10 protein-coding genes are annotated in these 12,650 nt (G+C 57.0%); 8 read left to right on the top strand and 2 right to left on the bottom strand.

Annotation, left to right across the window (positions count from 1 at the left end; genetic code table 11):
• Positions 1 to 4: 4 nt before the first annotated feature.
• The 8 genes from dtd to AC2FJV_RS04150 all read left to right on the top strand — a co-directional run bounded on the left by dtd (position 5) and on the right by AC2FJV_RS04150 (position 9,698).
• On the top strand, positions 5 to 442 hold the full coding sequence (gene dtd / locus AC2FJV_RS04185) for a D-aminoacyl-tRNA deacylase (RefSeq protein WP_496712783.1): 438 nt from the start codon (positions 5 to 7) through the stop codon (positions 440 to 442).
• A complete protein-coding gene (locus tag AC2FJV_RS04180) occupies positions 442 to 1,545 on the top strand; it encodes a glycerate kinase type-2 family protein (protein WP_496712781.1) in 1,104 nt (367 codons plus the stop codon). Before dtd ends, AC2FJV_RS04180 begins: the two co-directional genes overlap by 1 nt.
• A gap of 51 nt (positions 1,546 to 1,596) precedes the next feature.
• Positions 1,597 to 3,588 carry a CocE/NonD family hydrolase gene (locus AC2FJV_RS04175; protein ID WP_496712779.1) on the top strand — a complete coding sequence of 664 codons (1,992 nt, stop codon included), beginning with the start codon at positions 1,597 to 1,599 and terminating at the stop codon, positions 3,586 to 3,588.
• 125 nt (positions 3,589 to 3,713) lie between these two features.
• Positions 3,714 to 5,297, top strand: coding sequence for an ABC transporter substrate-binding protein (locus tag AC2FJV_RS04170; RefSeq protein WP_142636703.1), 1,584 nt, complete (start codon positions 3,714 to 3,716; stop codon positions 5,295 to 5,297).
• 15 nt (positions 5,298 to 5,312) lie between these two features.
• On the top strand, positions 5,313 to 6,269 hold the full coding sequence (locus AC2FJV_RS04165; protein WP_142636701.1) for an ABC transporter permease: 957 nt from the start codon (positions 5,313 to 5,315) through the stop codon (positions 6,267 to 6,269).
• Positions 6,269 to 7,084 (top strand): ABC transporter permease, encoded by an 816-nt coding sequence (locus AC2FJV_RS04160; RefSeq protein ID WP_142636698.1) that lies wholly within the window; start codon positions 6,269 to 6,271, stop codon positions 7,082 to 7,084. Before AC2FJV_RS04165 ends, AC2FJV_RS04160 begins: the two co-directional genes overlap by 1 nt.
• Entirely contained in the window at positions 7,081 to 8,718 is a 1,638-nt protein-coding gene (locus AC2FJV_RS04155) for an ABC transporter ATP-binding protein (RefSeq protein ID WP_142636696.1), read from the top strand. Before AC2FJV_RS04160 ends, AC2FJV_RS04155 begins: the two co-directional genes overlap by 4 nt.
• 143 nt (positions 8,719 to 8,861) lie before the next feature.
• On the top strand, positions 8,862 to 9,698 hold the full coding sequence (locus AC2FJV_RS04150; protein WP_496712777.1) for an alkaline phosphatase family protein: 837 nt from the start codon (positions 8,862 to 8,864) through the stop codon (positions 9,696 to 9,698).
• Between the two features lie 4 nt (positions 9,699 to 9,702).
• Here AC2FJV_RS04150 and AC2FJV_RS04145 read toward each other — a convergent pair whose 3' ends face one another.
• Both AC2FJV_RS04145 and AC2FJV_RS04140 read right to left on the bottom strand, forming a co-directional pair.
• Positions 9,703 to 10,626, bottom strand: coding sequence for an alpha/beta hydrolase (locus AC2FJV_RS04145; RefSeq protein WP_496712775.1), 924 nt, complete (start codon positions 10,624 to 10,626; stop codon positions 9,703 to 9,705).
• A gap of 13 nt (positions 10,627 to 10,639) precedes the next feature.
• Positions 10,640 to 12,529, bottom strand: a complete 1,890-nt coding sequence (locus AC2FJV_RS04140; RefSeq protein WP_496689643.1) for an acyl-CoA synthetase — start codon at positions 12,527 to 12,529, stop codon at positions 10,640 to 10,642.
• Between the last annotated feature and the right edge of the window lie 121 nt (positions 12,530 to 12,650).

Genomic DNA, 12,650 nt, shown 5'->3' with positions numbered 1-12,650 from the left:
CCAAATGCGTGCGCTGTTGCAGAGGGTCTCGCTGGCAAAAGTCTCGGTCGAGGGTACGGTGATCGGACAAACCGGTCCGGGCCTGCTGATACTGGTTTGCGCGATGCAGGGGGATGACGACCAAAAGGCCGAACAGCTTGCTGCCAAGGTCTCAAAGCTGCGGATATTCAAGGATGAGGCCGACAAGATGAACAGGTCGGTTCTGGATATGGGCGGCTCGGCCCTAGTAATCAGCCAGTTCACACTTGCCGCTGATACCTCGCGCGGGAACCGCCCGGGGTTTTCTGAAGCGGCACCGCCAGAGGTTGGAAAACGCTTGTATGAGGTTTTCGCGCATCGGCTAAGTGGTCTTGGCGTCCCTGTCGAAACCGGTCAATTCGGGGCGGATATGGCCGTCGAACTGGTCAATGACGGCCCGGTCACGATCTGGGTCGAAAGCTGATGGAGCAAAGGCAAAAGGCAACCCGAATATGGCAGGCCGGAGTTGACGCGGTTAGTGGATATGCGGCGACGTTAACGGCGCTGAATGATATCGAGGCGCCCGACCAAATTTTAGCTGTCGGCAAAGCTGCGGCGGCGATGACCCGCGCAGCGCTGGACCATTTCGGCCCCCTCCCCGCGCTGGTTGTCACCAAAGATGGCCACGGGGACGCCCTGCCTGACCATGTCAGGGTGATCGAGGCCTCTCATCCCGTACCAGATCTTCGCAGTCTGCAAGCGGGCCGCGCACTGCGTGAGATGGTCCAGTCGATGGGATCGTCTTCGCATTTGCTGCTGCTGGCTTCGGGCGGGGCCTCGTCTTTGGCCGAGGACCTTGTACCCGGCAAAACGTTGGCGAATCTGGAGCAGTTGAACCGAAAACTGCTGTCGGAAGGGATGAATATCTCTGAAATGAACGCCGAACGGCGCAAACTGTCCCAAATCAAAGGGTCTGGCCTGTTGGCCCAGTTCAAAGGAGCGAAGGTGACTGTTCTGGCGATTTCCGATGTGCCCGGCGATGACTTGAACGTTATCGGATCGGGCATTGGCGCACTTCCTGAGCCGCGCGATTTTCAGGGAGTTGCGCGCATCGTTGCATCGAACAAGCATGCCCGTGCTGCCGCCGTCCGACAGGCCATGGCCGAGGGCGCACCCGTTTTAGCGAATGAGGAATGCCTGCACGATGACCTGAAAAGCATAGCAGCCCGTTTGGGGCCACGGCTGCGCAATATGCCCGAAGGCGTCATGGTTTTCGGTGGAGAGCCAACTGTCGTGCTGCCCAGAAATCCAGGCAAGGGTGGGCGCAATCAGGCACTCGCTTTAGCGTTGGCCAGAGAAATCGCGGGTATTGCTGGGCTGACGCTGCTTGTCGGGGGCACCGACGGCACCGACGGGCCGACCCAGGCCGCGGGGGCGATTGTTGACGGGACCACCTGGGGCGATGGTGCGGAAAAGGCGCTGCGGGATGCTGACAGCGGCAGCTATCTGGAACGCGCAAATGCTCTTTTCGTCACCGGACCGACCGGAACCAACGTAATGGACCTTATTGTCGCAATCCGAAGCTGATTTGACGATTTTCACCTGCACCAAAACCCTTTTGGCCCCGAGACTGACCGAATGAATCCAGCCGACAATTCGCTACTCGACATCGAAGACCTGCCAGATGTCGGCATTCACATGCCGGATGGGTGCCGGCTTTCAGCCCGGATATGGAAGCCGTCGCATGCAGAAAGCCACCCTGTACCTGCCATTCTGGAGTTCCTGCCCTATCGCAAGCGCGACGGCACTGCGACACGAGACGCCCTGACCCATCCTTGGTTTGCCAAGCGCGGCTATGCCAGCATCCGCGTGGACATGCGCGGCAGTGGTGACAGCGAAGGGCTGATGGCGGATGAGTATACCCAGCAGGAACTGGAAGATGCAGTTGCAACTATCGAGTGGCTGGCGCAGCAACCGTGGTGCTCTGGTTCTGTAGGAATGATGGGGATCAGTTGGGGCGGTTTCAATGCTTTGCAGGTGGCGGCACTACAGCCAGAGGCGCTGAAGGCGATTATCACGCTGTGCTCGACCGCCGACAGGTATGCGGACGACATCCACTACAAGGGTGGCTGCCTGCTGAACGAAAATCTCGGCTGGGGCGCGACCATGTGGTCTTATTCATCGCGCGCTCCCGATCCGGCCCTGCGTCCGAACTGGCGCGAGCTGTGGCTGGACCGCCTTGAGAACGAGCCCTTTCTGCCCTCTGTCTGGTTGCGCCATCAGACTCGGGATGCCTATTGGCGTCACGGGTCAGTCTGCGAGGATTTCAGCGCTATCCGGGCGGCGACTTTGGCTGTTGGCGGCTGGGGTGATGCCTATAAGAATACGGTGCCTTTATTGGTTGAGCAGCTTGATTCTCCGGTCAAGGGGATCGTCGGACCTTGGGTTCACAAGTATCCGCATTTTGCTGTTCCCGAGCCCCGAATCGGATTTCTGCAAGAGGCCCTGCGTTGGTGGGACCATTGGTTGAAAGGCCAGGATACTGGCGTCGACCAGGAACCCGACTATCGCGCCTATCTTATGGATGGGGTACGCCCCCAGCGCTGGTACAAGGAACGGCCCGGTTGCTGGATAACCGAGGATAAAGGCGCGACCTCGCATCTTCCTATTCAAACTCTGAATATTTCTAATGTTGGGCTGGACCAACCCGGACCGCTGGACACGTGCATCCGATCCCCCCAGACCTGCGGGATGGAAGGCGGAGAATACTGCGCCATCTGGTTGGGGCCGGATATGCCGGGCGATCAGCGTGTGGATGATGCATTTTCGGCCTGTTTCGACAGCGCCCCACTGGCCAATGATCTGAACATCGTGGGCGCGCCGCAAATATGCCTGCACATCAGTGCCGACCGTCCCCATGCCCAGATGGCAGTGCGCTTGAATCACGTCCATCCCGATGGGGCAACAACACGCATAACATACGGTGTCCTTAACCTGTGCCATCGCGATACCCATTCGCAACCGACCGAATTGGTCCCAGGCAAGGTATACGAGGTCACGCTGAATCTGGACCATATCGCTTATCGGGTGCCAAGGGGACACCGCTTGCGGATTGCGGTATCCAGCGCCTATTGGCCGCTGATCTGGCCTTCGCCCGAGTCTGCAGAACTTCATCTGACCGAGGGCCAAATCAAGCTGCCCATCCGTCACGCGGCTAGCGAGGCATATGTATTCCCCCCCCCGGATGCCGAGGCCGCACACGACATCACGACTGTCCGAGACAGCCGGAACTCTCGACAGGTCGAAACTGACATGAACTCGGGGGAAACTCATCTGATTATCGAAGATGACTTTGGCCTTGTTACGGACAACCACCACGGCCTGACACATGGCGGAACAGCCTTTGAACGTTGGTCGATTCGCCCTGATGACCCCTTATCTGCGCGCGGATATTGCCATTGGACACAAGAGATAATCCGTGACGGCACAGAGCTGCGTACAGAAACATCTTGCGAAATGTGGTCAGACGCCGGAAACTTCTACCTCTGTGCTGAACTCAAGGCATTTGAAAACGGCAGTTTGGTATTTTCAAAGACTAAGGAGGATACCGTACCGCGTAATCATATGTGAAATTCAAGCAGGTCTGAGCCGGACTTTTTTCTTGCTCGACCAACCGAATTGCGCCTAACTTGACTGGCGCGTCAATAAAAAAACCCGTCAGGGGCTGACGAGATAAATCACTGGGAGATATCTGAATGAACGAACAAATCACTCACATGGCCAAGCAGGTTACAGCTGGCAAGCTGACCCGCCGCGAATTTATGGGGAAAGCTGCAGCACTTGGTGTGTCTGCTGCGATGGCCAGCACAATGTTTGCCGATGCTGCACGCGCGGCTGGCCCGAAAAAGGGCGGTGATCTGAAATTTGGCCTGCAGGGCGGGGAATCCACCAACTCGCTTGACCCGGCCACCTATGCCAGCTCGGTTCCGTTCCAGAACGGCAAGCAGTTCGGCGACCAACTGGTCGAGGTTGCGCCCGATGGATCGATCGAACCGCGCCTTGCAGAAAGCGTCGAAGGCAGCGCGGATGCCAGGGTCTGGACCTTCAAACTGCGTCAGGGCGTGGAATTCCACAACGGCAAGACCATGACCAGCGAAGACGTGCTGAAAACCATGGAGCGTCACTCGAACGAGGATTCCCAGTCCGGTGCTCTGGGCATCATGCGCGGCATCGAATCGATGAAGGCTGATGGCGACAATTTCCAGGTTACGCTGAATGAACCAAATGCCGACCTGCCCTATCTGATGGCGGACTATCATCTGATCATCCAGCCGGATGGCGGCATGGAAGATCCGGGCGCAGGGGTTGGCACCGGCCCTTACCAAGTGGAAGTCAACGAACCCGGCGTGCGCCACGTGTTCAAGAAATTCGCCAACCACTGGAGCGATTACGGCAATTTCGACAGCGTCGAAGTGGTTGTTATCAATGACGCAACCGCCCGGACCGCCGCGCTGCAATCCGGTCAGGTCCACGCGATCAACCGGGTTGAGCCCAAGATTGCTGATCTGCTGGGTCGCGCACCGAACCTGACTGTGCATTCAACCGCAGGCCGTGGCCACTATGTGTTTATCATGCATTGCGACACGGCACCGTTTGATAACAATGAACTGCGTTTGGCCCTGAAACACGCGATTAACCGTCAGGATCTGGTCGACAAGGTTCTGCGTGGCTATGGCTCGATTGGGAATGACATGCCGATCAACGCGGCCTACCCGCTGTTTGACGGTTCGATCCCGCAGCGTGAATTCAGCATCGAAAAAGCAGCTGAGCATTACAAGAAGTCGGGTCATGACGGCTCGCCAATCATTCTGCAGGTCGCTGATGGCGCCTTCCCTGGTGCTGTGGACGCGGCCGCCCTGTTCCAGCAGACCGCGGCTCAGGCTGGTATCCCGCTGGAAATCAAGCGTGAACCCAACGATGGTTACTGGTCCGAGGTTTGGAACGTACAGCCGTTCTGCGCCTCGTACTGGGGTGGCCGTCCGGTGCAGGACCAGATGTATTCGACCGCGTATCTGTCGACCGCAGACTGGAACGACACGCGGTTCAAGGTTCCGGCCTTTGACGAGATGCTGTTTGCAGCCCGCGCCGAGCTGGACAATGACAAGCGCAAGGACATCTACAAACAGATGGGCATGATGGTCCGCGACGAAGGCGGCGTAATCTGCCCGATGTTCAATGATTTCGTCGAAGGTGTCAGCAATCAGCTGGAAGGTTGGGAAAGCGACCCGACCCAAGAGATGATGAACGGCAACATGTCCCGCAAGATGTGGTTCTCCTGATAAGGACCACGGATCATGCATCCTATCATCAAATTGGTTTCCCAGCGCCTTGCGCTGGGACTCCTATTGCTGTTTGGCGCTTCGGCCCTGATTTTTGGCCTGACCGAAGCCCTGCCCGGAGACGCCGCGCAAGCCGTCCTGGGACAGTCCGCAACTCCTGAGGCTCTTGCTAACTTACGTGAGGAAATGGGGCTGAACCGCCCTGCCCTGACCCGATACGCCGAATGGCTGGGCGGGATCGTTCAAGGCGATCTGGGCCAATCGATGACCAACAAACTGGATATCGCTGAAAGCATCGGCAAGCGCCTGGGCAACACGCTGTTCCTGGCTTGTGCCGCCGCCGTCGTCTCCGTACCACTCGCTATCTTCCTTGGCTTGTTGGCCGTCCGCTATCGCAACCGTATGCCGGACAAATTGATCTCGGCTGTGACCTTGACCACGGTTTCGATCCCCGAATTCCTGATCGGCTACGTGATTATCTATTTCGTTTCCGTAAAACTGGGCTGGTTTTCCTCGCTTGCGATGATCAACGATTCGATGTCCTTCGGCGAAAAGCTCTATGCAATCGCCTTGCCGGCCTTTGTGCTGACGCTGGTGGTATTGGCACAGATGATGCGGATGACCCGCGCCGCAATCCTAAACCTGATGCAGTCGGCCTATATCGAAACGGCTGAGCTGAAAGGTTTGTCCAGTTTTCAGGTCATCGCGCGACATGCCTTCCCCAACGCGATTTCGCCCATTGTCAACGTTGTTATGCTGAACCTGGCCTATCTGGTCGTGGGCGTCGTCGTGGTCGAAGTGGTGTTCGTTTACCCTGGCATGGGGCAATATCTTGTGGACTCGGTGACCAAGCGTGACGTGCCAGTGGTTCTGGCCTGCGGCGTTGTCTTCGCTGCGGTCTATATCGGGCTAAACATGGTTGCCGATATCGTGTCCATCCTTGCCAATCCAAGACTGAGGCACCCGAAATGATGAAGAATCTTCCTATTTCGGCCATGATCGGTCTGTTTTTCACCGGGCTGTACTTTTTCGTGGCGCTCGCGGCACCCCTGATCGCTCCTTACGGCATGGCTGAGGTGGTCGGTGATGTCTGGGAACCGTCCAGTGCCAAACACCTGTTGGGTACGGACAATATCGGGCGCGATCTGCTAACTCGCATGATCTATGGCGGGCGCACGACCATCTTTATCGCTGCTGCTGCCACAATCCTCAGCTTTGCCACCGGCACCACGCTGGGCTTGCTGGCCGCTGTTCTTGGTGGCTGGGCCGATCAGGTCCTCAGCCGAGCGGTTGACCTGGTCATGTCGATCCCGACACTGATCCTGGCGCTGGTCATTCTGGCGATTGTCCCGGTGACTGTCCCGATCCTGATCCTGGTGATGGGCCTGCTGGATGCCACACGCCCCTATCGCCTGTCGCGATCTGTCGCTGTGGATATCAATGTGATGGACTATGTTGAGGCTGCCAAGCTGCGCGGTGAGGGTCGTATCTGGATCATCTTCCGGGAAATCCTGCCCAATGCTCTGTCGCCTCTGGTGGCCGAGTTCGGATTGCGGTTCATCTTTATGGTTCTGTTTATCTCGACCCTCTCGTTCCTGGGTCTGGGCGTCCAACCGCCGCTGGCGGATTGGGGTGGAATCGTGAAGGAAAACAAAGACGGTATCGTCTATGGCATCGGCGCGGCGCTATATCCGGCTGTTGCCATCGCGACCCTCGCCATCTCGGTCAACCTTGTTGCTGACTGGGTCCTGAACCGTACCACATCGCTGAAAGGAGGCCGGGGATGAGTGATACCCTTCTCAAGGTCCGCGACCTCAAAATCGGCGCGACCGTCTATCCACCGGGTGAAAAACCCCATGATATCGAAATCGTGCACGGGGTCAGCTTTGACCTTGAACGCGGCAAGGTGTTGGGGCTGATCGGTGAATCCGGGGCCGGTAAATCCACCATTGGTCTGGCCTCAATGGCCTATGGCCGTGGTGGTGTTGAACTCACCGGCGGAGAGGTTTGGGTTAACGGGCGCGATATCCTGAAAACCCCGCATAGCGATATCCGCAATCTGCGCGGAGGCGAAGTAGCATATGTTTCGCAATCCGCCGCAGCATCGTTCAACCCAGCCAAGAAGATCATGGATCAGGTGATCGAAGCCGCGGTGGAGCACAAGAAGTTTTCGCGTAAAGAGGCCGAAGCCCGCGCGCGGGAACTGTTCGCCAAGCTGGGGCTTCCCGATCCGGACAATATTGGTGATCGCTATCCGCACCAAGTTTCGGGCGGTCAGCTACAGCGGTGTATGACAGCGCTGGCGCTTTGTCCTGAGCCTGATCTGGTGGTGTTCGACGAACCGACAACTGCGCTGGATGTGACCACCCAGATCGATGTTCTGATGGCCATTAAGGAAGCCATTCGTGATACCGGCGTTGCCGCGCTCTATATCACCCACGATCTGGCAGTCGTTGCGCAAGTCAGCGACGACATCATGGTTCTGCGCATGGGTAACACGGTTGAGTACGGCAACACCGATCAGATCATCAACAACCCGCAGGAAGAGTATACCAAGGCGCTGGTCTCGGTCCGCTCCATCGAACATGAAGAAAAGAAGCCAACATCCGAACCAGTGCTGACAGTTGACGGGATCACTGCGCGCTATAAGGGGCTAAATTTCGACGTCCTGCACAACGTCAATGTCGAGCTCCATCCAGGCCAAACATTAGCGGTTGTGGGCGAATCCGGTTCTGGCAAGTCCACGCTGGCACGGGTGATCACCGGTCTGCTTCCGCCGCGCGATGGCGAGATCAATTTCGCCGGACGCAAGCTCAGTGGCGACCTGAAGGGCCGCAGCCGTGAAGACCTGCGCGAATTGCAGATGATCTATCAGATGGCAGACGTGGCAATGAACCCGCGTCAAACCGTTGGAACGATCATCGGGCGCCCGCTGGAGTTCTACTTCAACATGCGCGGCGCCGAAAAGCGCAAGCGGATCGTGGAACTGCTGGATGAGATCGAGCTGGGCGAGAAGTACATGGATCGCTATCCGGCGGAACTTTCTGGCGGCCAGAAACAGCGTGTTTGCATTGCGCGTTCATTGGCGGCCAAGCCTAAGATGATCATCTGTGATGAGGTCACCTCGGCGCTCGATCCGCTGGTGGCGGATGGTATCCTCAAACTGCTGCTGGACCTGCAGAAGATCGAGGATGTGGCCTATCTGTTCATCACCCACGATCTGGCAACGGTGCGCGCGATCAGCGACAGTATTGCGGTGATGTATCAGGGCCGAGTCGTCCGCTACGGCCCCAAGTCGCAGGTGCTGAGCCCACCGTTTGATGACTATACCGACCTACTGCTCAGCTCTGTCCCCGAAATGCATCTGGGCTGGCTGGAAGAGGTCGTCGCCCACCGCAAAATGGAAAGCGCCGGGAACTGATCCCGGCCCTTCCCGTAAGTTTATGAAATCCCGGCGCCATTCGATCAAGGTGTCGGGATTTTGCCATTCGGGGCGGGATTAGGCAGCCAGACCGCACCGAATCTTTTAGGGTCGGCTGAAGCAATCTGAAAAAGGGTCAGAGCATGGACCGCAAACTTCTCCTCATCATTCTGGACGGTGTTCCATGGCGCAATTTCCGTCGCTTGTTCGGCAATCTGGAAGGCTGGGTCGACACCGGCGAGGCGCGCGTTTGGAAGAAGCACGCTGTGCTACCCTCAATCTCGGCAAGCTGCTATGCCTCGATCCATACCGGTGTAACACCGCAGGAGCATGGCTGTACCGGCAATGGCAACGTGTTCCGCCTGAGTCAGAAGGACATCTTCAGCCAAGTGTGCGAAGCCGGCGGCGTGACTGGGGCTGTGGCCCACAGCTTCTGGTCGCAATTCTTTAATCGCCATCCATTCGACTATGTCCGCGATGTTGAATATGACGAGCCCAACAGCAAAACGATCAATCATGGTCGGTTCCACACGATGACAGGCTATGGCAAAGCCAACCAGATGACGCCCTGTGACGTCGATCTGTTCGCAACGCTGACCAATCTCTGCCTACGCCATGGCTTGGACTATGGATTGCTGCATACCAGCACTTTGGACAGCATGGGTCATAGGTTCTTTCATGAATGTGAAGAGATGGACCATGCCTGTTTCGTGATGGACGAAATGCTGGCCCCGTTTATCCCGCGCTGGCGGCAGTTGGGTTACGACGTCATCGTCACCGCAGATCACGGCCAGGACGATCGTGGCCATCACGGTGGGCGTGGCGCATTGCAGCAGGAAACCGCGCTGTATTACTTCGGTGACGCCGAAGGCCCCGATGCGGACGCTGTGATCGACCAGCTACAGCTGGCGCCCACGATTCTGGACCGTTTGGGTGCCCCGATTGCCGAGACCATGAAGGGTCAGCCCTTCTTGAAGTAGGGGATCAGTCGTAGGGCCAGATCTGCTGGCCCAACGCCTCTATCGCCACCGAGATCCTCTCGAAGCTGTCCGCCGCACGTTTGACCATGGTGCGCGCCCGCAGATAGCCGTGCACAAGGCCGGGTTCATTGATGCAATGAGCCTGCCCACCTGCAGCCCTGATCTGTTCGCAATAGATCGCACCATCATCACGTAAGGGATCACAATCTGCAGTTACCACCACGGTCGGGGGCAGCCCCGAGAAATCCGTGTCATGCAATGGAGCAAATGTCGGGTCGTTTTCCGGCACATCTCCACCACAGCGCACCTTCTCGTAAAAACTTACATCTTCCAGCGTCAGCAAAGGCGCATGGGCATGTTCCTTATAGGAACCACGGGACGAATCTCCGCCCAAGCCTGGATAGATGAGGACCTGACCAAGAAGATTGTCAAACTGCGTCCGTCCGTGCTGTGAAACTGCGGCGGCCAGATTTCCACCAGCGCTGTCGCCCGCCAGAACGAAAGGGTCCTGGAACTCTTGCACCGCCCAGTTGGTTGCCGCCCAACTATCGTGAAACTGGGCAGGATGAATATGTTCGGGGCTCAGGCGGTAATCCACGGCAATCACCCGATACCCAGTTTGTGCACAAAGTTCGGCACAGACATCGTCGTGACTGTCCAGTCCGCCGACGACAAACCCGCCTCCGTGGAAATAGATCACCGTCCGGCTTGGATTGCCTGCGGTGTAAATGCGAACAGGCACGCCAGCGGCGCGCCTGTCTTCTGTTTCAACACCCATTGGGCGAGGCTGGCGAAAATCCTTGCACATTACGTAATAGACGCCGCGCTGATCTTCGATCGACAATTCGACCGCGTCATCAGGATAGCTTTCAGCCGTTCGTCTTATGAACGCCCAGGTTTCTTCATCAATCAGACGTTCATAGTCCATAGCCCCTCCGCGATCAGGCAGCCCACTCCCATGGCCGGGTGAACGATCCCAGCACTTTGCTGACATCGTCGTCCGAGGAACCGTTGGCGTCAAGCTGCGCGACAAGTCCGCGCTTTTTATCATCCAGAACCGAAACCACACGCGCAGCAACGCCTGCGTCTTCAAGCGCACCATTGTAGATGCGTGTGATCGCCTGCTTACGTAGCTCGGGCTTAAAGACTTTGCCCACTGCCGTTTTGGGCAGTTCGTCCAGAATAGTCATGTGCTTAGGTTGCGCGGCACGCTCGTGAACGTGAACTCTGCAGTATTCCATCAGCTCCTGCTCTGTCACACTGGCCCCAGAGACCAATTCGACAAAGGCACAGGGCACTTCGCCCGCATGGGCGTCTGGTTGACCGATCGCACCGGCAAATGCCACGGCCTCATGCCCCAACAGCGCCTCTTCGATCTCGGCCGGGTCGATATTGTGCCCGCCGCGAATGATCAAATCCTTGGCACGACCGGTGATCCACAAATAGCCATCATCGTCAAACCGGCCCAAATCACCGGTGCGCAGATATTTGTCATAGTGGAACAGGCCCACGTTCTTTTCGACCTCTGTATACGTGTTGCCCGCAAATACGCCGGGGTTCGAGATACAGATCTCACCAATCTGATCAGTGCCACATTCGGTCGGACCGTCGGGCCCATCCTGAAGGATTTTCACATCCGTATAAGGGAACGGAACGCCAATCGAACCGATCTTCTTTTCGCCATCCACCGGGTTGCACGACACTAGGCAGGTGGCTTCGGTCAGGCCATAGCCTTCGACTATAGTGACGCCGGTGGCCTCTTCAAAGCGACGGAACAGTTCAACCGGCAAAGGAGCCGAGCCCGAGAAGGCCGTTTTCACTGACGAGATATCGGCGTCGACAGGGCGCTGCATTTTGGCAGAGATCGCTGTCGGAACCGTGATGATAAAGCTGACTTTCCAACGCTCGATCAGTTTCCAGAAATTGTCGAAAACGCCATCCCCGCGATATCCTTGAGGCGTCGGGAAGACCACATGCGCACCCGAACTCACTGCAGCCATGACGATCACATGCACAGCAAAGACGTGGAACATGGGCAGTGGGCACATGACCACATCGTTTTCGTCGAACAACAAGGTGCCACCACACCAGCCATTATAGATCAGACCGGAATATTTGTGTTGTGCAACCTTGGGCATGCCGGTTGTACCACCAGTATGGAAATAGCACGCAACACGGTCTGATTTACTGTCTTCGAATGTCAGTGTCTCGGGCTGTTTCGCCAGCTCTTTGCTGAAATTCAAATAGTCCGCATGAGCCAATTTAGCCTTGTCGCCCATTTTGGGACGCACAAGGGGCACGATCCACGATTTCGGAGGCGTCAGATAGCGATTCAGGTCGATTTCCAGAATTGTGTTCACACCGGGCGCGTGGCGTACGGCCTCTTCCACCTTCTGTGCAACATCGGCTTTGGGAAATGACTTTAGCGTCACAACAACCTTGGCTTTCGTCTCGCGCAAAATTGCTGCGATTTGCTCGGGCTCCAACAACGGGTTGATCGGGTTCACGATCCCTGCGACGGCCCCTCCCATGAGGGTCACCAGAGTTTCGTTGCAGTTGGGCAGCACATAGGCCACCACATCGTTTTCACCGATACCCAGAGATCTGAAAAGATTGGCGGCCTGATTGACCTTACCCAGCAGATCAGACCACGTCAGTGTCTCGGCCTTATCGGTTGGGCCGGAAAACAGCTGAAAGCTAATGGCCTTGTGGTCGGGGAACTTGGCCGCCGTTCGAGAAAGTAACTGATGAAAGGTTACCGGTACGTCTCGATCCTCCCACGGCATTTCATTTTCTATTCTTGCCTTATCGTCTAATCCCGCGAATGCCATTAGTTCCTCCCTGTACTTTTACTGCGTCACGCGCAGGCTCTCATCTAGGATGAAAGTAAAACCCGCTCATGTGCAAGTAAGGGCTTAACGGCAGAACAACCCAGAATGTAGAATGACGCTG

Source organism: Ruegeria sp. CDSA241, from assembly GCF_059611265.1.
The sequence above is the reverse complement of the archived record's forward strand: the minus strand, read 5'-3'. Positions and strand labels throughout refer to the sequence as shown.